This is a genomic window from Cellulomonas sp. WB94 (assembly GCF_003115775.1).
Taxonomy (GTDB): Bacteria; Actinomycetota; Actinomycetes; order Actinomycetales; family Cellulomonadaceae; genus Cellulomonas_A.
This window is the reverse complement of record NZ_QEES01000002.1, coordinates 514,489-537,408: the sequence shown is the minus strand read 5'-3', so window position 1 is coordinate 537,408 and position 22,920 is coordinate 514,489. Positions and strand designations below refer to the sequence as shown.

Genomic DNA, 22,920 nt, shown 5'->3' with positions numbered 1-22,920 from the left:
ACATGTCCATGAACAGCGTCGTCACGGACCCGCCCGAGATCGACAGCTGGAAGCCGTCGACGACCGACGCCGACCAGCCGAAGTTCCCCCTGCGCCTCGCCATCGGCCTGGGGGTCGGGGCCTTCTGCTGGATCGTCGCCTACCTCGGCTCCGTGAGCATCCTCCTGCCGGCTCGCATCGCCGAGATCGACAGCGTCCACAAGGCCGCGATCGTCGCGCTGAACTCGACCGTCGCGATGGTCGTCGCCACGGTCGCGAACATCCTCATCGGCGCGTCGTCCGACCTCACGCGGTCGAAGTGGGGTCGCCGCACGCCGTGGATCTGGGTCGGGTCGATCGGCTCGCTCGTCAGTCTCGTGGTGCTCGGGCAGGTGCGGAGCGCCGGAGCGCTCGTCGCGGTCTGGGCCGTCTACCAGATCTTCCTCAACTCGATCATCGCGCCGCTCCTCGGCACCCTGTCGGACCGGATCGCCCCGCGGTTCCGCGGCTCGATCGCGTCGTCGTACGCGCTCGGCATCGGCATCGGCACGGGACTCGGCCAGCTGATCGGCGCGCAGTTCCTCGAGAACATCGGCGCGGGCTTCGCCGTCATGGCGGTCGTCACGGCGCTCGCGGGTCCTGCCGCGTCGATCTGCTTCCGTGAGCTGTCGAGCCTCCCGATGCCCAAGAAGGCCTTCAGCTCGCGCATGGTGATGGACAACTTCGTCTTCGCGCACCGCGACGCCCGCGACTACTACCTCGCGCTCGTGGGCAAGTTCCTGGTGATGCTCGCGAAGTTCTCGGTGCAGGGCTACATCCTCTACATCCTCACCGACTACATGCTGCTCGGGAAGGCCGACACCGCCGCCTACATCGCGATGACGGCGACGATCATCATGGTGACCGGCATCGTCATGGCGTTCGTGGCCGGCCCGATCGCCGACCGCATCGGCCGCCTCAAGGCGCCGGTGATCATCGCGGCCGTGCTCATCGGGGTCGGGGTGTTCATGCCCTTCCTGTCGGCGCAGCCGAAGATGATCCTGCTCTACGCCCTCATCGCCGGGACGGGTCTCGGCGTGTTCAACTCCGTGGACCAGGCGCTCAACATCTCGGTCCTGCCCAACCCGGAGACGGCCGCCAAGGACCTCGGCATCCTCAACCTCGCCAACACGGGGGGCCAGATCGCCGGCCCGATCGTCTCGGCCGCGGTGATCACGGCGTTCGGCTATCACGCGATCTTCGCGGTCGCGGCCGCCTCGGCCCTGCTGGCCTGCGGCGCGTTCCTGGCCATCCGCCGCGTGCGATGACCTCTCGACGGCCTCGGGCGACCTCAGCGTCGTCCGAGGCCGTCGGGCTGCCCGCCGCGCGTCTACGGAAGGAACGCACGTGACGCTCGTCGTCGGCTCGGTCATGCTGGGCGCGGTGCTGCAGCGGGTGTCCGGCATCGGCTTCGCGATGGTGGTGGCACCCTTCGTCGTCATCGCCCTCGGGCCCGCCCAAGGTGTCGTCCTCGTGCAGCTGTGCGGGCTCACCGCCGCAGCGCTGGTGCTGGTGCGGGTGGCGCGGGACGTCGACTGGACCGCCTACCTTCGCCTGGTCCCGGCGAGCGTCGTCGGGATCGCCGTCGGCTCGGTGGCCGTGTCGCGCCTGCCCGAGGCGCCCGCTCAGGTCGTGACCGCAGGGGTCCTGCTCGTGTCGCTCGCCGTGGCAACCCTGGCGGGAGGGGCGCGTCAGGTGGCACGGGGGCCGTTCGTGATGGCCACGGTCGGCGCCTCGGCGGGCGTCATGACGTCCCTGGCGGGCGTCGGTGGGGTCGCGCTGTCGGTCCTCGGCCGGGTCACGCAGTGGGAGCACCGCGCGTTCGCCGCGACGCTCCAGCCGTACTTCCTCACCATCTCCGCCGTGACGGTCGTCGCGCGCGTGCTCACCGACCCGCGAGCGTGGCCCCCGCTCCCGGCGGCCGCCTGGTGGGCCATCGCCGCGGCCATGGCCGCAGGCCTCGCGCTCGGGGAGGTTGCGGCGCGGCGGCTGTCGTCGCGCTCCGCGTCGCGAGCGATGCTCGCCATCGCGTGGGCGGGCGCTCTGCTGACGCTCGTCGACGGGCTCGCGGGCCTGTAGGCCCCACCGCGCCGACGCGTCGTGCGCGGCTCACGCTGGAGGCACGACCGATCGCGACTGCACCGTCGGCCGTGACCCGTCCGTTAGGAAAACGTTATCGATAACGTTTGACGAGCGGGCCGGAGAGATGCCAAAGTGGCGCTTGCGTCCCCCTGTCGACGACGACCAGGAGTACTCGATGAAGAAGACCGCACCACTCACGACAGTGGTATCCGCCCCCCGGGGCGGGCGCAGCAACGGCGAGGACGCCGATCTGCGGCAGTGCCGGGTGGTGCGTCGGTAGCACCTGCGGTCCTCGGTTCGCCCCGCAACGGACGAACTTTCCACTCTGTGCAGCTCAACGAAGAGGACAGATCACATGAACCGTAAGAAGATCCTGGTGGCCACGGCCGCCCTGTCGATCGGCGCACTGGCGCTCACTGCCTGTAGCAGTGGCGGCAGCAGCACCGGGGACAGCAGCTCCGCTGCCGCCGGCGGCAACGTGTCGATGACCTTCTGGCACAACTCGACCACCGGTGAGGGCAAGGCGTACTGGGAGTCCACCGTCGCCGACTTCGAGGCCGCGAACCCGGGGGTGAAGATCACCATCCAGGCCATCCAGAACGAGGACATGGACGGCAAGCTCCAGACCGCCCTCAACTCGGGTGACGCGCCGGACATCTTCATGGCCCGCGGCGGCGGCAAGCTGTCGGACGTCGTGACGGCCGGCCAGGCGCAGGAGGTCGTGGTCGACGACGCGACGAAGGCCGCTGTCGGCGACGCGGCGTTCAGTGCCTTCACCGTGGACGGCAAGGTCTACGGCATGCCGATGTCGATCCTCCCGGGCGGCATCTACTACAGCAAGGACCTCTTCGCGAAGGCCGGTATCACCGGGACGCCCGCGACGATCGCCGACCTCGAGGCCGACGTGCAGAAGCTCAAGGACGCCGGGATCGCCCCGATCGCCCTCGGCGCCAAGGACGCATGGCCCGCCGCGCACTGGTACTACTTCTTCGCGCTCCGCGCCTGCTCGCAGGAGACCCTGGACAAGGCCACGGCCGACAAGAAGTTCGACGACGCGTGCTGGACGAAGGCGGGCGACGACCTCGCCGCGTTCTCCAAGACGAACCCGTTCAACGACGGCTTCCTGACCACCTCCGCCCAGCAGGGCGCGGGCTCGTCGGCCGGTCTGCTGGCCAACCACCAGGCGGCCATGGAGCTCATGGGTGCGTGGGACCCGGGAGTCATCGCGTCCCTCACGCCGGACACGAAGCCGCTGGCCGACCTCGGCTGGTTCCCCTTCCCGGCCATCGACGGCGGCAAGGGTGAGGCCGGCGCGATGATGGGCGGGCTCGACGGGTTCTCCTGCTCGAAGGCCGCTCCCGCGGAGTGCTCGAAGTTCCTGAACTTCGCGATGCAGAAGAAGTACCAGGAGGGCTACGCCAACGCCTTCCACACGCTGCCTGCCAGCAAGGACGCGCAGAGCGTCGTCACCGAGGGTGCCCTGGTGGACGTGCTCGCGTCCTACAACAAGGCTCCGTACGTCTCGCTGTGGCTCGACACGCTGTACGGCCAGAACGTCGGCAACGCGCTGAACGCCGGCGTCGTCAACCTGCTCGCCGGTCAGGCCGACTCGGCCTCGATCGTCAAGTCCGTGGTCGACGCGGCGGCGAAGGAGTAGTCGGCACCATGAGTGACAACTCGGGCGAGGGCAAGCTCGCCGTGACGTCATCGCCCGAGGGTCTGTCGGCAGCCGGGGACGGTGCTCGCAAGGCATCGTCCCCGGCCCGCCGGGCCGGACGGACGGGCTGGGGCCAACGCCTCGAGATCGCCCTCCTGGCCGGCCCCGCGATGGTCATGTTCATCACCTTCGTGATGCTCCCGGTCCTGCTGGCGGCCTACTACGGGTTCTTCAAGTGGAAGGGCTTCGGCCCGCCCACGAACTTCGTAGGACTGCAGAACTACCTCACGATCTTCAAGGACAGCACGTTCCACGACGCGCTCATGCACAACGCGGTCATCGTGGTGCTGTCCCTGCTCCTGCAGGGTCCGGCCGCAGTCCTGCTGGCTCTCCTGCTGAACCAGAAGATGCGCGGCCGGTCGGTCGTGAGGGTGCTGATCTTCGTGCCCTACGTGGTGTCCGAGGTGATCGTCGGCACCGGCTGGAGCCTCATGCTCCAGACCAACGGCGCGATCAACGACCTGCTCATCAAGGCCGGGCTGCCGAGCTGGACGGTCGACTGGCTGTCCGACCCGAAGATCGCCATCTGGTCGCTGATGCTCATCATCACGTGGAAGTACATCGGCTTCGCCGTGATCCTCTTCCTCGCCGGCCTGCAGGGCATCCCGCAGGAGCTCTTCGAGGCGGCGGCGATCGACGGCGCCTCCTACTGGCAGACGCAGCGGCGCATCACCCTGCCGCTGCTGGGCCCGACGATCCGGATCTGGGCGTTCCTGTCGATGATCGGCTCGCTCCAGCTCTTCGACCTCGTCTACATCATCTGGGGCCAGTACGTGGCCGCGACCGCCGGGACGTCGACGATGGCGACCTACATGGTCGTCAACGGGCGCAACGCCGCGAACTACGGCTTCGGCAACGCCGTCGCGGTGGTCCTGTTCGTCATCTCGCTCATCCTCGCCCTCACCTACCAGCGGTTCGTGCTCAACCGCGACACCGAGGGTGCACTCACGGAAGGAAAGAAGTGATGGCGACGATCACTGCGCCTCCGCTGAGCCCGTCGACGACCCGCAAGCGGCCCAGCCTCGGCCGGGCCAGCTGGGTCACCTACGTCGTCGCGTTCGCGCTCGTGGGCGTCTGCATCGGCCCGGTGATCTACATCATCATCGGCGGCTTCCGGACCAACTCGGAGATCACCAAGGACCCGTCGGGCTTCCCATCGACGTGGCAGGTCGTCAACTACTCCGAGGTCCTGCAGAGCTCGATCTTCTGGCGCCAGGTCTCGAACTCGGTCATCTGCGGCGTCTTCACGACCATCGGCGTCGTCGTCCTGGGCGTGGCCGCGAGCTTCGTGCTGGCGCGCTACAACTTCTGGGGGCGCAACGCGATGTACGCGCTCTTCGCCGCCGGGCTGATGTTCCCGATGACGGTCGCGATCACCCCGCTGTACATCCTCATCCGGGGCCTGGGCCTCACCGACAACCTCGCGGGCATCATCCTGCCGCAGATCGCGTTCGCCCTGCCGACGACGATCATCATCCTGGTGCCGTTCCTGCGGGCGATCCCCAAGGAGCTCGAGGAGGCCGCGGCCATCGACGGCGCGAGCCGGCTCGGGTTCTTCTTCCGGATGGTGATCCCGCTGTCCGTCCCGGGTGTCGTCACGGTCGGCATCCTGGCGTTCATCGCGAGCTGGAACAGCTACATGCTGCCGCTCTTCATCCTCAACAACGAGGGGTCCTACACGTTGCCCCTCGGCGTGCAGGCGTTCGCCGCGCAGTACTCCGTGGACACCGCCCGGGTGCTCGCGTTCACGTCCCTGTCGATGATCCCGGCCCTGGTGTTCTTCTCGCTCTTCGAGCGCCGGATCATCGGCGGCCTGAGCGGCGCCGTCAAGGGCTGAGCCCAGGTGCCCGACGGCGGCGGGGTGCACCGCCGCCGTCGGGCCCGGACAAGCGCCCCGGCATCGACACCCCTGCGTCACGACCAAGGAGAACCGCCCGTGTTCGACGCCGCCCCTGCCCTGCCGCACGCCTCCGAGCGCGTGCGCGCCCTCCACGCGCAGATGACGCTCGAGGAGAAGCTGGCCCAGCTCGTGGGCTACTGGCTCGACCAGAACGGCACGGTCGCGCCGATGCAGTCCGAGATGGCCGCCGGCCAGCAGGACTCAGGCAAGCTCGGCGAGATCACCCAGCACGGCCTCGGCCACTACACGCGGGTGTACGGCACCCGTCCCGTCGAGCCGGCGGAGCGCGCCGCGTGGCTGTGGGCCGAGCAGCGTCGCCTGAAGCGCGAGACGCGCCTCGGCATTCCCGCGCTCGTCCACGAGGAGTGCCTCACCGGACTCGCGGCGTGGCAGGCAGCCACGTATCCGACGCCGCTGGCCTGGGGGGCGTCGTTCGACCCCGACCTGGTCCAGGAGGCCGCCCGCGCGATCGGCGACTCGATGCGGGAGCTCGGGATCCACCAGGGGCTCGCGCCCGTCCTCGACGTGATCCGGGACCCGCGCTGGGGCCGGGTCGACGAGTGCATCGGCGAGGACCCGTACCTGGTCGGCACCATCGGCACCGCCTACGTCCGCGGCCTGCAGGAGGCGGGCGTGCACGCCACGCTCAAGCACTTCGTGGGCTACTCGGGCTCGCGGGCCGGGCGCAACCACGCGCCGGTCAGCGCCGGCCCGCGCGAGATCGCCGACATCTTCCTGCCGCCGTTCGAGATGGCGGTGCGCGACGGCGGTGCGCGGTCGGTCATGAACTCCTACACCGACATCGACGGCGTGCCTGTCGCGTCGAGCCCCGAGCTGCTCACGACGCTGCTGCGCGAGCAGTGGGGCTTCGACGGGGTCGTCGTCGCCGACTACTTCGCGATCGCGTTCCTCGAGGTCATGCACCAGGTCGCTGCCGACCGCGGGGAGGCCGCCGCGCTCGCGCTGACCGCCGGCATCGACATCGAGCTGCCCACGGGGGACGCCTACCTGCAGCCGCTCGCGGACCGCGTGCGTGCGGGCGACCTCGACGAGGCGTACGTCGACCGGGCCGTCCTGCGTGCGCTCACGCAGAAGGAGGAGCTGGGTCTGCTCGACCCCGGCGCGTTCGAGGACGAGCCGCCGACCGACATCGACCTCGACTCCCCGCGTCAGCAGGAGCTGGCCCGTCGCCTCGCCGACGAGTCGGTCGTGATGCTGTCCAACGACGGCGTGCTGCCGCTGGTCCGGTCGGGTGCGGCACCGGCACGCATCGCCGTCGTCGGCCCCAACGCCCACCGCGCCGAGGCGCTGATGGGCTGCTACTCGTTCGCCAACCACGTCCTGGCCCACCACCCCGAGTTCGGGGTCGGCTTCGCGATCCCGACGGTCTTCGAGGCCCTGGCTGCGGTGCTCGGCGAGATCGGGACGACCCAGCCCGCGCTGACGTTCACCGAGGGGTGCGCCGTCGAGGGCGAGGACACGTCCGGCTTCGCCGCGGCTGTCGACGCCGCCCGGGCCGCCGACGTCGCCGTCGTCGTCGTGGGGGACCAGGCCGGCCTGTTCGGCCGCGGGACCGTGGGCGAGGGCAACGACGCGGACTCGCTCGAGCTTCCGGGGGTGCAGCGTCAGCTCGTCGAGGCACTCCTCGCGACCGGCACGCCGGTGGTCATGGTGCTCCTCACCGGTCGCCCGTACGCGATCGGCTGGGCCCTCGACGGCGCGGGCGCCAAGCCGGGCGCCGTGCTGCAGGCGTTCTTCCCGGGCGAGGGCGGCGGCCTGGCGATCGCCGACGTGGTGACCGGGCGCGTCAACCCGTCGGGTCGTCTGCCCGTGTCGATGCCGCGCTCGGCCGGCGCGCAGCCGTACTCCTACCTGCACCCCGCCCTCGGTGGCCCGTCCGGTGTGACGTCGGCCGACTCCACACCGTTGCGCCCGTTCGGCTTCGGGCTGTCGTACACGACGTTCGCCTACTCGGACCTCGTCCTGGACGACTCGGTCGGGTCCGGTGGCCTCTTCGAGGCCGCCGTGACCGTGACCAACACGGGCCACGTGGCCGGCACGGACACCGTCCAGCTGTACGGGCACGACGTGCTCGGCACGGTCGCCCGGCCCGTCGTGCAGCTGCTCGGCTACACGCGCGTCGAGCTCGCGCCGGGGGAGTCGGTGCGCGCGACGTTCTCGGTGCCGACCGCACGGTTCGCGTTCTCGGACCGCCGGATGGTCAGGGTCGTGGAGCCCGGTGACGTCGAGGTGTGGGTCGGCTCGCACGCCGGTGCCTCGGGCGCGGTCACGACCACCGAGGACTCCACCGGCGGCGCGATCGCCAACCGGAAGGTCGCCGAGGCTCGGGACATCGCCGGGACCGCGACGGCGCGCGGCGTCGTCTTGATCACGGGCGAGGTCCATGACGTCACGGCCGACGACCACCGTTGGGTGGAGGTCAAGGTCGGGCCCGCGTGACCGTCGCGCGCAACCCGCTGCTGCCGGGGTGCTACCCCGACCCGACGATCTGCCGGGTCGGTGAGGACTACTACCTCGCCTGCTCGAGCTTCGAGTACGTCCCCGGGCTGCCGGTGTTCCACAGCCGCGACCTCGTGAGCTGGGAGCAGATCGGCCACGTCGTCGACCGGCCCGGCCAGCTCGACCTCGACGGCATCGCATCCTCCGGCGGGCTCTACGCCCCGACGCTCCGGCATCACGACGGCGTCTTCTGGGTGGTCTGCACCCTCGTCGACCAGCAGGACGAGACGCGCGGCGGCAACTTCCTCATGACGGCGACCGATGCGGCGGGCCCCTGGTCCGACCCGGTCTGGCTCGACGCCGACGGCATCGACCCATCGATCTTCTTCGACGACGACGGTCGCGTGTGGGTGCACGGCACCCGGCCGGCCCGCGAGCCCGCGTGGCACGACCAGACCGAGGTGTGGGTGCGCGAGCTCGACCCGGCGACCAAGGCGCTCGTCGGCCCGGAGCACGTCGTCTGGAACGGGGCTCTGACCGGCGTCGTCTGGGCCGAGGGGCCGCACCTGCACAAGGTCGACGGCACCTACTACCTCGTCGCCGCTGAGGGTGGCACTGAGTTCCACCACGCCGTCTCGGTCGCGCGCGCGGACTCGGTCACCGGGCCGTACGTGGGCAGCAAGGGCAACCCGATCCTCACCCACCGTCACCTCGGCCACGGCTCCGACGTCATCGGCGTCGGGCACGCCGACCTCGTGCAGGCGGTGGACGGCAGCTGGTGGGCCGTCCTGCTGGGCATGCGGCCCTATGGCGGCTACCACTACAACCTGGGCCGGGAGACGTTCCTGGTGCCCGTGGTCTGGGAGGACGGCTGGCCGGTGCTCGCTCCCGGCGTCGGTCGCGTGCCCGCCGAGGTCGACGTGCCGTTCGCCCTTCCGGCGCGAGCAGGCGCCGCCCAGGGTGGTGCGTCCGGGGTCGTGCGTCCTGGCGACCTGCGGTGGACTGCGCTGCGCCGACCCCCCGCACAGCTCGCCACGGCGCGCGGCGACGGGTGGGACCTGCCGCTGCGGCCGGCGACGTTGAGCGAGCCGGGCACGCCGGCCTTCCTCGGGGTGCGGCAGCAGCACCAGGACGTCGACGTGCGAGCGACCGTCCGCGCCGACCTCGCGGCGGGGGAGGACGTCGGTGTGGCGGTGCGCCAGTCGGAGGACGACCACGTGCGCCTGTTCGCCGCCGTCACGGCAGCGGCCGGGGTACGGCGCGAAAGGTCGTCGCCGTCCACCGCCGAGCCGGCGTCGAGACCACGCTCGGGGAGCTGGCGCTGCCGGGTGCCCCCGACGGGCCCGTGACCCTGACCGTCTCCGCCCGGGGCCAGGACTACGCACTGCTCGCAGGAGCAGCCGGCGACGATCCGGCGACGGTCGCGGTCGTCGACGGCCGCACGCTCGACAGTGTCGCGACCGGGGGCTTCCTCGGCCTGTGGATCGGCGTGTACGGCACGAGCAACGGGCGTCCGACGACGACGGTCGCGCGCGTGGAGACGTTCGAGTACCTGCCCGGCGGGCGCTGAGGCGGGAGCGGTCGGCATCCGGGTGGGGAAAATCACTCAGGATCACGCGGATCGTAACGATACGATTGACGAGCATCGGACCGGCCTGCCGGGCCCGGCGCCCGCCATCCGATCCACTGCTTCCTGAGGACTCGCCCCGCCATGCCCAAGGTTCTGACCGCCGGACGTCCGTGGCGCGTCATCCTCGCTTTCGCCGTCCCGTTGCTCGTGGGCAACATCGTCCAGCAGCTCTACCAGGTCGTGGATGCGATCGTCGTCGGTCGCGTGCTCGGTGTCAGCGCCCTCGCCGCGGTCGGTGCGACCGGCAGCCTGCTCTTCCTGCTCCTCGGCTTCGCCTGGGGCCTGACGTCCGGGTTCGCGATCCCGACCGCGCAGGCGTTCGGCGCGGGTGACGGCGCGGCGGTGCGTCGCTCGGTGGCGACCGGCGCGGTGCTGACAGCGGCGACGAGCCTGGTCCTCACGGTGGGCGCGCCGCTGCTCGCCGGACCTGCCCTCCGGCTGATGCGGACGCCGGCGGAGCTCGTGCCGCAGGCGACGACGTTCGCGGTCGTCAGCTTCCTCGGCGGGAGCACGATCATGTTCTTCAACTACCTTGCGGCGATCCTCCGGGCCATCGGGGACTCCCGGACCCCTCTCGTGTTCCTCGTCCTGAGCTGCTGCCTCAACATGGGGCTCGTCCTCGCCCTCGTCCCTGGCCTCGGGCTCGGCGTCGGCGGGGCCGCGCTCGCGACCGTCATCTCGCAGGGCGTCTCGGTCGCGCTGTGCCTGACGTACGTCCGGCGACGTGTCCCCGTGCTCCGGCTGCGCCGTGAGGACTGGAGGGTCACCCGCAGCGACCTTGCCCGGCACCTGCGGCTCGGCCTGCCCATGGGCTTCCAGGCATCGATCATCGCGATCGGGACGCTCGCGGTGCAGGTGCGGCTCAACAACCTCGGGTCCGACGCCGTGGCGGCGTACACGACAGCCGCGCGCGTCGACGGCCTCGCGGTCGCGCTGCTCGCGTCCCTCGGCATCGCCGTGTCGACGTTCGCCGCCCAGAACTACGGCGCAGGGCGACCCGACCGGATCCGGCTCGGCGTCGTCCAGAGCGTGTGGATGTCGCTCGCGGGCGGTGTGCTGCTCGGCGCCGTGCTCATCGCCGCCGGGAGCCAGATCGTGGGGCTGTTCTTCGGGACGGGGGAGGAGCAGGTCGTGGCGATGGCGGCCTACCTGCTCAAGGTCAACGGCCTCCTCTACGTGACCCTGGGTGTCCTCTTCGTGCTCCGCGGCGCCCTGCAGGGGCTCGGCCACACGTTCGTCCCGACGTTCACGGGGGTGATCGAGCTCGCCATGCGCGTCGGCGCAGCGGTCGTCCTCGGCGCGACCTTCGGGTTCAACGGCGTGGTGTGGGGCAACCCGCTCGCCTGGCTCGGCGCGCTCGTCGTGCTCGTCCCCGCCTACGTGCGGGCGAGCCGGCGGCTCGGGGTCCAGGCGGGGGCCCGCGTCGGCGGGGTCCGCGACCACGTCGTCCTGGAGGGCCCGATCGAGGGGTCCGTGGTGATCGACGCGGTCGTGCCCGGGCCCGACGGAGGGGTGGATGGCGGCTTCGTCGAAGCGGAGCACCACGACGGACTCCTCGAGGCGAGCGGCTGCCGACGCTCCTCCTGACGCGACGGACCGCCGCACCACCAACGACAGCTCGAGCCGGCCCGGGAGAGGATCCCGGACCGGCTCGAGCAGGTGCACGTCGCGACAGCGCGTGCGTCAGGCGCTGACGCCCGCGCGCTCCGCCCCCCGCCACGTCGCCTCGTCCAGTGCGTCCCTGCCGAGCGTCGTCGCGGGGACCTCGCCGCGCGATGCGGCGATGACGGCCTCGACCACGCTGGCCGAGACGTTCCGGGTGAAGTCCTCGGTCCAGCACAGCGCGTGCGGCGTGCAGATCACGTTGTCGAGGGCGAACAGCGGATCGTCGTCGGCCGGTGGCTCCGGGTCGAAGACGTCGATGGCAGCCCCGGCGATCACACCGTCGGTCAGCGCCCGGGTGAGCGCGGCCTGGTCGACCAGGCCGCCCCGCGCGACATTGATGAAGTACGCCGTCGGCCTCATGGCAGCGAAGAACTCGGCGTCGAGCATGTGCCGGTTGTCCTCGGTCAGCGCCGCGGTGACGACGACGAAGTCCGCGCGGGCCGCCAGGGTGTGCCGGTCCACGAGCTCCACGCCCATCGCGTCGGCACGGGCCCGAGCCTCGGGCCGGTCGTTGGCGATGACCTTCAGGCCGAGTGCCGCCGCCTGCTGGGCGAACAGCGACCCGACGCCACCGAACCCGATGATGCCCACGGTTCGACCGGCGATCCCGATGCCCCGGTGCTTGCCTCGCTCGGTGGACCACAGCCCACCGACCGTGACCCGATGGTTCTCGACGAGCCGGTGCGCACAGGCGAGGAGCAGCGTCAGCCCCGACAGGGCGACGGGCTCCCGGACCGCACCCGGGGCGGTGGTCAGGATGACCCCCTCCTGGGCGAGGGCGACCGGGTCGATGCCGTCGTACCCCGCCCCGAACCGGGCGACGTGGCGCAGGCGCGGTACCTGGCGCACGAGCTCGGCGCTGAAGGGGATGTGCCCGAACGAGATGACCGCGTCGACCCCCGCGAGCGCGGCGGGATCCACCGGTCCGTGGACGGGGATCTCGGGCAGCAGCTGCCACGTGATGCCCGCCTGGTCGAGCCGCTCCAGGCCGATGTCCCCGAAGATGGTGGCGCCGGAGGCGTCCGCACCGTCAGCTGTCAGGCCGACCACATAGTCGTTGCTCATGATGCTCCTCTCGAGCTCGCCGGACCGTCAGGCCTGGTCGGCGGACACGGACTCGTGGATGGGCGAGCGGACGAGCAGTCCGTAGAAGACCGCACCGAGAGCGGCGATGACGCCGGCGACGAGGAACGACGGGGTGTACGAGCCGGTCCGGTCGACGACGATCCCGGTCAGCACCGGGGCGAGCGCGCCGCCGAAGTACCCGCCGAAGTTCATGATCCCGCCGAACTGTGCGGCGTGCGTGTCCGGGACGATGTCGCTGGTCAGTGCCCACGACTGCGCCTGGATGGCGGCCACGAGCCCGAGCGCGAGGCACAGGGTGATGATCGCGAACACGAGGTTGTGCATGAACGGGACGATGAACAGCAGGACGCCGAGGCCGAGGCAGCCCCAGACCAGGATCGCCTTCTTGGACTCGATGGCCGTCTTGCCGTGGCGACGGACCAGCATGAGCGTGATCCGGCCCGCGTAGATCGCCGAGATCGCCGCAGCCAGGTACGGGATGGCCGCGATCCAGCCGGTCTTCGCGATCGAGACCCCAAGGGTGTCCTGGAGGAACAGCGGCAGGAACGTGATGAAGATGTTCCAGATCCAGATCGAGCTGAAGAAGCCGAGCATCATGCCCCAGGTCTGGCGGTACGTGAAGAACTTGATCCAGGGGAGCTTCGCCTTGGGCTTCGTGACGTCGTCCCGGCCCGCGAGGATGTGGCGGTACTCCTCGTCAGACAGGCGCTTGGAGTCCTCGGGTGCGCGGTAGAAGGCCCAGAACGCCGCCGCGAGCACGAGGCCCGCAAGCCCGATGACCAGGAACATGGCCCGCCATCCCATGCTCAGGGACAGCAGGGTGAGGATCGGCGGGGCGAACGCGGATCCCCACTTCGAGCCGGAGTCCCAGATGCCCGCGGCCTGGCCGCGCTCCTCGCGCGGGAACCACGCCGTGGTGATCTTGCTGCAGTTCGGCGAGTTGGGGGACTCGCCGATGCCGAGGAGGAACCGGAAGCTGAGGAAGTGGGTCATGGTCTGACCGAGCGCCATCAGCGAGGTCGCGATCGACCACAGCCCGACCGCGGTGAAGTACATCCGACGGGCGCCGATCTTGTCGATCAGGTAGCCGACGGGGAGCTGGCAGAACGCGTAGGTCCACGAGAACACGGCACCCATGAGGCCGATGTCCGTCTTGGTGAGGCCCAGCTCCTTGATCATGTGCGGGGCGGCGATCGAGACCGAGGAGCGGTCCATGTAGTTCAGGATCCCGGCGAGCAGCAGCCAGCCGAGCATCCAGTACCTGAGGTTCTTGATCTTCTTGCCGGGCTGAGCACGACGTGTCTCGTCGAGGCTCTCGGTTCGTGTGGACATGACACTCCTTTGTGTACCTGAAGGGGGTGGTGAAGGGAAATGCGACCTCAGTTGACGACCAGGCCTCCGTTGACGTTGTAGACGGCGGCCGTGATGAACCCGGCGTCCTCGGAGATGAGGAACTCGATCGCGGCGGCGATGTCCTCGGGGCGTCCGACGCGGTCGACGAGCAGGCCTCGCGCCATGTCGGCCTTGCGCTCGTCGGTCAGGGTGCCGCCCATGATGTCGGTGTCGATGGGGCCCGGTGAGACGACGTTGACCGTCACGCCGAACTTGCCGACCTCGCGCGCCACGGACCGCGAGAAGCCGATGACCGACGCCTTCGAGGCGGAGTAAGGGGTCTTGCTGTAGGTGCCGCCGCCGATCTGTGCGGACGCCGACGAGAGGTTGACCACCCGGCCGAGGCCGCGCTCGACCATGCCCCGGATGGCGCGCTGGTTGACCACGAACGTCCCGGTGCTGTTGATGTCGAGCACCCGGTTCCACTCGGCGAGCGTCACGTCGAGGAACGGCACGGGCGACGCGACGCCGGCTCCGTGCGCGAGCGCGACGACGGTGGGGAGCTCGGCCTCGATCGCGGTGAACGCCACGTCCACCGACTCGGGCGAGGTGATGTCCACCCCGTACCCGATCACGGTCGTGGAGACCTCCTTGTCGACCTCCTTGGCGAACTCGATGACCGCGTCCGCGTCGATGTCCAGCGCGGCGACGTTCCAGCCTGCTGCGGCCAGACGGCGTACGACCGTGCGACCGATGCCGCGGGCCGATCCGGCACCGGTGACGACGACGGTGCGATCGAGGGGAAATGCGTGCTGCGTCATGACGACCTGCTTCCTGTGGAGAGGGGTGACTTCGTGCTGGTGGTGGCGATGGCCCCGAGCTCGTCGAGGACGGCACGCAACGTGGTGAGGTCGTGCGCGAACCTGCCGAGGAACAGGCCGTCGACCGCAGACCCGAGCTCGGTGGCGGTGCCTGGTCCTGCGCTGCCGCCGTAGAGGACGCGGCTGGACGCGGCGCGCTGACCGAGCGCGGTGCGCAGGGCCAGCGTGACGGCGCCGATGTGAGCGGCGGGTGCGGCGTGAGCCGCGCCGATGGCCCAGCACGGCTCGTACGCGACGACGACCTGTGCCTGCGGAACGCCGCGCAGCGCGTCGAGGGCCTGGCCGACGCAGTGCTCCGCTGCGTCTTGCGCGAGGCCCTGTGCGGGCTCGCCGACGCAGAGCAGCGGGATCATGCCGTGCGCGACGATCCGCTCGACCTTGCTGCGGACGATGTCGTCGGACTCGGCGAACGCTGTGCGCCGCTCGGAGTGGCCGACCTCGACGTACCGGCAGCCGAGCTCCGCGAGCACCGACGCGGCGACCTCGCCCGTCTGGTTGCCCGCGTCGTCGGCGGCGACGTCCTGGGCGCCCCAGGAGATCCCGGTGCTCGCGAGGGTCGCCGCTGTCGACTCGAGGAGCGGGAACGTCGGCAGGACGGCCAGCTCCACGCCGATCGCCGCGGCCGGCGTGGCCAGGGCCGCGAGGCCACGGATCCACTCACGGCTCTGACGGACGCCGAAGTACATCTTGGTGCTGACGGCGAGGAGCGCGCGAGACTCTCGCGCCCCGCCGTTCTCGTCGTCGCCGGCCAGGGCGTTCAGCACGCGACGCCACCGGGCACCGTCTCGAGGTCGTCGACCTCGAGCGCGCTGATCGCAGCGACCTTGGACGCCGACGCCGAGGTCGGGTCGAACCGCAGGTCGAGCCAGCCCGAGACCAGGCGACGGGCCAGCTCGATGCCGACGACCCGCTGACCCATGCAGAGCACCTGGGCGTCGTTGGAGAGCACGGAGCGCTCGACGGAGAAGATGTCGTGCGCGGTCACGGCGCGCACACCCCTGACCTTGTTGGCGGAGATGGCCACACCGAGCCCCGTGCCGCAGAACAGCAGCGCACGGTCCACGGTCCCGTCGGCGACGAGTCGCGCTGCGCCGGCTGCGATGTCGGGGTACAGCACGTGCCCGTCGGGTCCGACCCCGACGTCGACCACCTCAGCGACCCGCGGGTCGGCGAGCAGGTCCGCGCGCAGCAGCTCCTTGTAGTCGTAACCGGCGTCGTCCGAGCCGATCGCGACCCGCCATCCGTTGCTCATGCGAGGACCTCCGTCGTGTCGTGGACCAGCTGCGCGAGTGCATCCAGGAGGAGCACGAACGAGGTGGCTCCGGGATCGGGTGTGCCGAGGCTCTTGTCGCCGAGCACTCGCGCACGTCCGCGGCGCGCGACGATCGACGTCGTCGACTCGGCGCCGGCGCGTGCCGCCTCGACGGCGTGGGCGTACGCCCGCGCCGGTTCGTGCCCGACGCTCGTGGTGAGCGCCGTGGTGAAGGGGGCCAGAGCGTCGACCACGGTCTTGTCGCCGACGACGGCCCCGCCGACCGCCTGCACCGCGGCCGTCGCCTCGCGCACGCCCTGGGCCAGGTCGGCGAAGGTGACGTCAGCGTCCGTCGGCAGCTGCGCGGCGAGCGCGAGCAGCGCCACGCCCCACAGGGCGCCCGAGGTCCCGCCGGCGCGGTCCGCCCACGCCTCGGCGGCCACCGAGATGACCGTGGGCGCGTCGGCTCCAGCCGCCACCGCCCGTCGCGCCTCGGCGACCGCGGCGTCGACGCCGCGGGACATGCCGCGCCCGTGGTCGCCGTCGCCCGCGACAGCGTCGAGCTGCCCGAGGTGCTCCTCGTGCTCGTGCAGGGTCGCGGCGGCGATCTCGAACGCGCTGAGGGCTCGCACGCCCGCGGCCGCGCCGGCGGCTCCGGCGGCGACGAGCGGCACGGCCTTGTCCGAGACGTCCGGGTCCTCGTCGAGAGCCGGGCCGGCCAGCACCTGCGCGGTGCGCCGGAACGCCGGTGTGTCCGCCGGGGCGAGCCACAGGCGCTCGAGCTCGTCGTCCAGCCACGTCACCGTGAGCGAGCAGCCGGCCATGTCGAGCGACGTGACGAACTCACCGACCTCGGGGGCCACGACCTGGACGCCCGCCTCCGCGAGGAGCACCGCGACCGTGTCCCACAGGACGAACAGCTCCTCGTACTTCACGGTGCCCAGACCGTTGAGCACGACGGCAGCGCGGGTCTCCTCACCGGCCGGCCGCTCGCCGAGCACGCGCGCCACCATCTCTGCGGCGAGCGCGGAGGCGGACGGCACCGGTTCCTCTCCGACGCCGGGCTCGCCGTGGATGCCCAGGCCCCAGCCGACGAGGCCCTCGGGCAGCCGGAACAGCGGGTGGTCGGCCCCCGGCAGCGTGCAGCCGTCGAACGCCACACCGAACGAGCGGGTGCGGTCGTTGGCCCTGGCCGCCACCGCGGCGACCTCGGCGAGTGCCATGCCCTCTTCGGCGGCGGCCCCCGCGATCTTGAACACCACGAGGTCACCGGCCACGCCGCGCCGCGACGCGCACTGGTCCGCCGGGGCCGAGGCCACGTCGTCGGTCACCGCGAGGACGGCCACGTCCATGCCCTGGGCGCGCAGCCGGGTCGCCGCCGCGCCGAAGTTGAGCACGTCGCCCGCATAGTTGCCGAACGAGAGCCACACCCCGGCGCCGCGGTCGGCCGCACGGCACACGTCGATGACCTGGCGGGTCGACGGCGAGGCGAAGACGTTCCCGCACACGGCGCCGTCCGCCAGACCCTGACCCACCAGCCCGGCGAAGGCGGGGTAGTGCCCGCTCCCGCCGCCGACCACCACAGCGACCTTGGCCGCTCGTGCCGGGTGTGCTCGCACGACGCCGCCGGGGGCACGGCGCACGTAGGGAGCGGCAACCTTGCAGAGCCCGTTCAGCGCCTGGTCGGCGAAGTCCTCGGGCGAGTTGGAGACGTGGGTCATCTCAGCGTCCTTGCTGTAGTGAGGGAGATCAGGGTCGGGCGGCGAGCTGCGTCGCCGCCCGGTCAGCGCCGCGCGGAGTGCAGCACCTGGCGGATGTACTCGCGGTTCATGGCGGCGACGCCCAGGCTGTCCGAGCCGTAGTGCTCGCACACGAACGGCCCGTGGAACCCCAGCTCGAGGGCCTTGAGGATGTGCGTGCGGTAGTTGACGATGCCCATCGCGAGGGGGACCGGCGCCGTGAAGACCTGCCCCGTCGTGGGCTCCTCGTCGCGCAGGTAGTTCTTGATGTGCCAGAAGTTCGTGTAGGGCAGGACCTTCTCGAACATGGTCGGGATGTGCTCGATCGGCCGGTGCAGGCGCACGATGTTGCCCAGGTCGGGGTTGAGCCCGACGTTCTCCCGGTCGACGTCGAGGACGAACTGCACGGCCCGGTCGGGCGTGCCGATGAACGTGTCCTCATACATCTCGAGGCTGATCTCGACGCCGACCTCGGCTGCGTGCCGGCTGAGCTCGCGGATCCGCTCGATCGCGACGTCCCGCAGCGGGGAGTCGTCCTGCGGGTCGTGGTAGCCCTCTTCGAGCCAGAACCACAGCGCCGTGCTCTGCGGCGGGGTGAGCGCCTGCATGAACCCGAAGTTGACGACCGTCGCCCCGAGCTCGGGTGCGCGGTCGATGATCGCGTGACCGATCTCCAGGAACCGCTCGCCGTCGCGGGCGTCCACGACGCTGCGTCGCGTGGTCGAGACCGAGGGGACCTTGAGGCCGACCTCGTCGAGAACCGTGAGGAGCTCCTTGAAGCGGACGTCCGTCAGCTCGCCGATCGACAACCAGGCGTCCGTCGGGTCGACGTGGGCGAAGCCCAGGTCCGCGACCTGCCGCAGCTGCGAGGCCCACACCTCGGCGGGGGCTTCGAGCATCGGCGTCCCGTCGGGTGCGGTTGCTCCGAAGGACAGCATGTTGGCCGCGATGGGCCAGTTTTCGGCGGTGAGCATCATTGGACTCCGTTCGAAGGGAAGTGCGTGGCTATAGGATATAGATATAGGAAGTGGCGATGTCAAGTCATCTTGCAAGACGCATCCGCCCGCTCCCGCACCGCGCGAACGACACGAACGCCGACACGGTGGGAGAATGAGCCATCGTGTCGTAGTCTGGTTTCAGGACCCCCGCAGGGGTGGGAGCCGGCTGGGCAGGCACGACGAGACGAGGTCGATGTGGACGTGGTCGAGGAGCGGGCGCCGCGCGCGCTCGGGGTGGGCTGGAACGAGCTCGACGAGGAGGCGGTGGCCCTCTCCCGGGTCCTGGCAGCCGATGCCGTGGAGAGGGTCGGCAACGGGCACCCCGGCACGGCGATCAGCCTCGCGCCGGTCGCCTACCTGCTCTACCAGGACGTGCTGCGCCACGATCCGGCGGACCCCACGTGGCTCGGCCGCGACAGGTTCGTCGTGTCCTGCGGGCACAGCTCCCTGACCCAGTACGTCCAGCTGTTCCTCGGGGGGTTCGGGATCGAGCTCGACGACCTCCGCGCGCTGCGCACCTGGGGCTCGCTGACCCCCGGGCACCCCGAGCACGGTCACACCCCCGGGGTGGAGATGACCACCGGGCCGCTCGGTCAGGGTCTGGCCAGCGCGGTCGGCATGGCGATGGCGGCACGCCGTGAGCGAGGGCTCTTCGACCCGCACGCGGCGGCCGGGACCAGCCCGTTCGATCACCAGGTCGTCGTGCTCGCGTCCGACGGCGACCTCGAGGAGGGCATCACCGCCGAGGCGAGCTCTCTGGCCGGCACCCAGGAGCTCGGGAACCTCCTCGTGGTCTGGGACGACAACCAGATCTCCATCGAGGGGGACACGTCGATCGCGTTCACAGAGGACGTCGTCGCCCGCTATGCCGCCTACGGCTGGCACACCCAGACGGTCGACTGGACGGCCGGCGGCGTCTACCGGGAGGACGTCGACGCCCTGGCCGCAGCGATCGCCGCAGCGCGATCCGTCGCCCGGCGCCCGTCGTTCATCCGGCTGCGCACCGTGATCGCGTGGCCGACCCCCGGCAAGCAGGGCACTCACGGGGCGCACGGCTCCCGGCTGGGCGTGGAGGCGGTACGCGGCCTCAAGGAGACGCTCGGCCTGGACCCGGACGGCGCGTTCGCGGTCAGTCCCGAGGTCCTCGCGCACACGCGCTCGCGGCTCGCGGCGCGGGCTGCCGACGAGCGCGCCCGCTGGCAGAGGGCGATGGACGACTGGAGCGCGGCGAACCCGCGGCGCGCCGAGCTGCTGGACCGGCTCCGGACCCGCAGCCTGCCGGACGGCTGGACCGACGCCCTCCCGAGCTTCCCCGCCGGCCGGGCGGTGGCGACCCGTGCCGCGTCGGGTGACGTGCTGTCCGCGCTGGCCCCGGTGCTGCCGGAGCTGTGGGGTGGCTCCGCGGACCTCGCGGGCTCGAACAACACGACGATGGCGGGCGAGCCGTCGTTCCTGCCGGCGCACCGGTCGAGCGACGAGTTCGCGGGCGAGCAGTACGGCCGCACGCTGCACTTCGGCATCCGCGAGCACGCGATGGGCGCGATCCTGTCGGGCATCGCGCTGCACGGGCCGACGCGCCCCTACGGCGGCACGTTCTTCCAGTTCGCCGACTACATGCGTGGTGCCGTCCGACTGGCAGCGCTGATGGGCGTGCCGGTCACGTACGTGTGGACGCACGACTCCATCGGCCTGGGTGAGGACGGGCCGACGCACCAGCCGGTCGAGCACCTGGCCGCCTACCGTGCGATCCCAGGGCTGGCCGTCGTGCGCCCGGCCGACGCCAACGAGACGGTGGCGGCCTGGCGCGCGATCCTCGAGCGCGACGAGGGACCGGTCGGCCTGGTCCTGTCCCGTCAGGATCTGCCGACGGTGCCCCGCGGCATCGGTGGCTTCGCCGGGGCGGAGGGCGTGTCCCGGGGCGCCTACGTGCTGCTCGAGGCCTCGACGGGTGCGCCGCGGGTGCTGCTCGTGGCCACCGGGTCGGAGGTGCAGCTCGCCGTCCTCGCGCGTGAGGCGCTCGAGGCCGAGGGTGTGCCCACGCGCGTCGTGTCGGCTCCCTGCCTGGAGTGGTTCGCCGCGCAGGACGACGCCTACCAGGAAGCGGTGCTGCCACGCTCGGTGCCCGCGCGCGTTAGTGTCGAGGCAGGAATCGCGATGCCGTGGTACCGGATCCTCGGCTCGTACGGGCAGGCCGTCAGCCTGGAGCACTACGGCGCGTCGGCCGACGGCGCGACGCTGTTCAGCGAGTTCGGCCTCACTGCTGATGCTGTGGTCGCGGCCGCGCGCGCGTCGCTCGCAGCGGTCACGGCGAGTGGTGGCTGACCCGCGCGACGGCTGGCGCCGGAGCGCTACCCGCGCAGGAGGAGGAGACATGGACGTCGTGGTCGAGCCGCTGGGCGACGACGAGCGCGCCCGGGTCGCGGCCGTCGCCGAGCTCTACTACCTCGAGGGCGTCCTCGTCGAGGAGATCGGTGCGCGCCTCGGCATGTCCCGATCGACGGTCTCGCGCAACCTGGCGAAGGCCCGGCGGTGGGGCGTCATCGAGTTCGTCCTGCATCGCAACGCCAACGGCGCCGAGGCCGGCCTGCTCGCCAGCCGGCTCAAGGAACGGTACGGGGCTCAGGCCCACGTGGTGCCCACCGAGGCCGCCGCCGGGCCGTCCGAGCGCCTCGAGGTCGTCTCCGAGCTGGCGGCGCAGCGGCTGGCGTCCATCGTCGGTTCGGAGTCGACCGTGACGGTCGCGTGGGGGACGACGATCGAAGCCGTCGGACGGCACCTCGCGCCGAGCCCGACCCGCGGTTCCCGGGTGATCCAGCACAACGGCTCCGGCAACACGTTCACGTCCGGCGTGCACTACGCCGGCCGGGTGCTCGACCTCTTCGGCCTGGCGTTCACCGCGACCGTGCACCACTTCGCTGTGCCGGCGTTCTTCGACTCAGCGGAGACCCGTCGGGCGATGTGGGCCGAACGGAGCGTGCAGCGCGTCCTGGCCATGCGAGCCAACGCCGATATCGCGGTGTTCTCGGTCGGTGCCCTGTCGAGCGACGTGCCCGGGCACCTGTACCGGTCCGGGTACCTCGACGAGAGCGACCTCTCCGACCTGCAGCGCCACGGGGTGGTCGGCGACCTGGGCAGCGTCTTCCTGCGCGCCGACGGCACGTCGGACGGCATCGAGATCAACGACCGCAGCACCGGCATGCCGATCGACGACCTGCGTCAGGTCCCCGTCCGCGTGCTTGTGGTGAGCGGGCCGGGCAAGGCGCCCGCGGTCGCGGGAGCACTGCGCGCGGGCGCCGTGACCGACCTCGTGGTCGACGACGTCACGGCCCGCGCCGTGCTGGACGTCTGAGCCCGCCATGGCCGTCCCGGTGACCAACGTCCGCGACCTCCCGTCCGGTGGAGGTGGCTCGGCTGTCCGCGTGCGTGGGAGCATCGGCACCATGGAGTCTGCCTCTGTCGACGCTCGCCGGCCCGTGGCGCGTCGAGCGATGCGCGACGACGTCCGCGATGCCGTGATGGCCATGCTCATGGACGGCCGGCTCGCACCCGGCAAGTCGGTCGGGATCGACCAGCTGGCCCGTGACCTGGGCGTCTCCCCGACACCGGTCCGTGAGGCGCTCGTCGAGATCGAGGGTACGGGTCTGGTGCAGCGGGTCGCGCACCGCGGCTACCAGGTGACACCCCCGATGACGCGCGACCAGACCGCGGAGCTCGCCGAGGCCCGCATGGCCGTCGAGCCCGCTGCGGTGGCCCTGGCGGGCAACCGCGGCGACGCCGACCTGCTACCCCGGCTGCGAGCCGCGCACCACGCCCACGAGGACGCGGCCCGTGGCGTCCACGAGTGGGACGGCGTCACGAAGGACCGCAACGGGCTGCCGTTGCCGCTGGTCCCGTACTACACGGCCGACTGGACGTTCCACATGACGATCCTCGACCACTGCGGAAACCGGTATCTCAAGCTCATGGTCAGCACCCTGGGCGTGTCGGTGCAACGCATGCGACAGAGCATCGGCAGCGGCGTGCTCGACGCCGACGAGGCTGTCGCCGAGCATGCTCGCATCCTCGCCGCGCTCGAGGCCGGCGACACCGAGGGCGCCGCCGAGGCGATGCGCCTGCACCTCGCCGGCGTGCGGGATCGTTCGGTCGCCGAGGCCTGACCC

At 71.2% G+C, this 22,920-nt stretch carries 19 protein-coding genes; 12 read left to right on the top strand and 7 right to left on the bottom strand.

What is annotated here, in order from left to right; all coding sequences use genetic code 11:
- Positions 1–2: 2 nt before the first annotated feature.
- The 9 genes from DDP54_RS03615 (at position 3) to DDP54_RS03580 (ending at position 11,394) form a co-directional block, all read left to right on the top strand.
- On the top strand, positions 3–1,286 hold the full coding sequence (locus tag DDP54_RS03615; RefSeq protein WP_109130590.1) for an MFS transporter: 1,284 nt from the start codon (positions 3–5) through the stop codon (positions 1,284–1,286).
- 79 nt (positions 1,287–1,365) lie between these two features.
- Positions 1,366–2,097: a sulfite exporter TauE/SafE family protein gene (locus tag DDP54_RS03610; RefSeq protein ID WP_109130589.1), complete on the top strand. Its 732-nt coding sequence runs from the start codon at positions 1,366–1,368 to the stop codon at positions 2,095–2,097.
- Between the two features lie 358 nt (positions 2,098–2,455).
- Positions 2,456–3,757, top strand: coding sequence for an extracellular solute-binding protein (locus DDP54_RS03605; protein WP_109130588.1), 1,302 nt, complete (start codon positions 2,456–2,458; stop codon positions 3,755–3,757).
- 8 nt (positions 3,758–3,765) lie between these two features.
- Entirely contained in the window at positions 3,766–4,782 is a 1,017-nt protein-coding gene (locus tag DDP54_RS03600; protein WP_109130587.1) for a sugar ABC transporter permease, read from the top strand.
- Positions 4,782–5,654: a carbohydrate ABC transporter permease gene (locus DDP54_RS03595; RefSeq protein ID WP_109130586.1), complete on the top strand. Its 873-nt coding sequence runs from the start codon at positions 4,782–4,784 to the stop codon at positions 5,652–5,654. The genes DDP54_RS03600 and DDP54_RS03595 overlap by 1 nt, the downstream gene beginning before the upstream one ends.
- 99 nt (positions 5,655–5,753) lie before the next feature.
- On the top strand, positions 5,754–8,177 hold the full coding sequence (locus DDP54_RS03590) for a glycoside hydrolase family 3 N-terminal domain-containing protein (protein ID WP_242448200.1): 2,424 nt from the start codon (positions 5,754–5,756) through the stop codon (positions 8,175–8,177).
- The gene (locus tag DDP54_RS03585; RefSeq protein WP_197711306.1) at positions 8,174–9,526 is read left to right on the top strand and encodes a glycoside hydrolase family 43 protein; all 1,353 of its coding nucleotides are present in this window, start codon (positions 8,174–8,176) and stop codon (positions 9,524–9,526) included. Before DDP54_RS03590 ends, DDP54_RS03585 begins: the two co-directional genes overlap by 4 nt.
- On the top strand, positions 9,493–9,747 hold the full coding sequence (locus DDP54_RS18800; RefSeq protein ID WP_277949595.1) for a hypothetical protein: 255 nt from the start codon (positions 9,493–9,495) through the stop codon (positions 9,745–9,747). Before DDP54_RS03585 ends, DDP54_RS18800 begins: the two co-directional genes overlap by 34 nt.
- Positions 9,748–9,888: 141 nt before the next feature.
- Positions 9,889–11,394: an MATE family efflux transporter gene (locus DDP54_RS03580; RefSeq protein WP_109130585.1), complete on the top strand. Its 1,506-nt coding sequence runs from the start codon at positions 9,889–9,891 to the stop codon at positions 11,392–11,394.
- A 96-nt stretch (positions 11,395–11,490) separates the two neighbouring features.
- On the opposite strand, the gene DDP54_RS03575 is transcribed toward DDP54_RS03580, so the two are convergent.
- The 7 genes from DDP54_RS03575 to DDP54_RS03545 all read right to left on the bottom strand — a co-directional run bounded on the left by DDP54_RS03575 (position 11,491) and on the right by DDP54_RS03545 (position 18,736).
- Positions 11,491–12,537, bottom strand: a complete 1,047-nt coding sequence (locus tag DDP54_RS03575; RefSeq protein ID WP_109130584.1) for an NAD(P)-dependent oxidoreductase — start codon at positions 12,535–12,537, stop codon at positions 11,491–11,493.
- Between the two features lie 27 nt (positions 12,538–12,564).
- Entirely contained in the window at positions 12,565–13,890 is a 1,326-nt protein-coding gene (locus DDP54_RS03570; protein ID WP_109130583.1) for an MFS transporter, read from the bottom strand.
- Positions 13,891–13,937: 47 nt separating this feature from the next.
- A complete protein-coding gene (locus DDP54_RS03565; protein WP_109130582.1) occupies positions 13,938–14,711 on the bottom strand; it encodes an SDR family oxidoreductase in 774 nt (257 codons plus the stop codon).
- Positions 14,708–15,535 carry a triose-phosphate isomerase family protein gene (locus tag DDP54_RS03560; protein WP_242448199.1) on the bottom strand — a complete coding sequence of 276 codons (828 nt, stop codon included), beginning with the start codon at positions 15,533–15,535 and terminating at the stop codon, positions 14,708–14,710. The genes DDP54_RS03565 and DDP54_RS03560 overlap by 4 nt, the downstream gene beginning before the upstream one ends.
- Positions 15,529–16,023 (bottom strand): ribose-5-phosphate isomerase, encoded by a 495-nt coding sequence (locus tag DDP54_RS03555; RefSeq protein WP_109130581.1) that lies wholly within the window; start codon positions 16,021–16,023, stop codon positions 15,529–15,531. The genes DDP54_RS03560 and DDP54_RS03555 overlap by 7 nt, the downstream gene beginning before the upstream one ends.
- Positions 16,020–17,744 carry a dihydroxyacetone kinase family protein gene (locus DDP54_RS03550; RefSeq protein ID WP_109130580.1) on the bottom strand — a complete coding sequence of 575 codons (1,725 nt, stop codon included), beginning with the start codon at positions 17,742–17,744 and terminating at the stop codon, positions 16,020–16,022. The genes DDP54_RS03555 and DDP54_RS03550 overlap by 4 nt, the downstream gene beginning before the upstream one ends.
- 62 nt (positions 17,745–17,806) lie before the next feature.
- Positions 17,807–18,736 carry a sugar phosphate isomerase/epimerase family protein gene (locus DDP54_RS03545; RefSeq protein WP_109132326.1) on the bottom strand — a complete coding sequence of 310 codons (930 nt, stop codon included), beginning with the start codon at positions 18,734–18,736 and terminating at the stop codon, positions 17,807–17,809.
- A gap of 219 nt (positions 18,737–18,955) precedes the next feature.
- Between DDP54_RS03545 and tkt the strand changes: the two genes are divergently transcribed.
- The 3 genes from tkt (at position 18,956) to DDP54_RS03530 (ending at position 22,917) form a co-directional block, all read left to right on the top strand.
- Entirely contained in the window at positions 18,956–21,082 is a 2,127-nt protein-coding gene (gene tkt, locus DDP54_RS03540; protein WP_242448198.1) for a transketolase, read from the top strand.
- Between the two features lie 49 nt (positions 21,083–21,131).
- A complete protein-coding gene (locus DDP54_RS03535) occupies positions 21,132–22,109 on the top strand; it encodes a sugar-binding domain-containing protein (protein WP_109130579.1) in 978 nt (325 codons plus the stop codon).
- A 91-nt stretch (positions 22,110–22,200) separates the two neighbouring features.
- Positions 22,201–22,917, top strand: coding sequence for a GntR family transcriptional regulator (locus DDP54_RS03530; protein WP_197711305.1), 717 nt, complete (start codon positions 22,201–22,203; stop codon positions 22,915–22,917).
- The last annotated feature ends 3 nt before the right edge of the window (positions 22,918–22,920 follow it).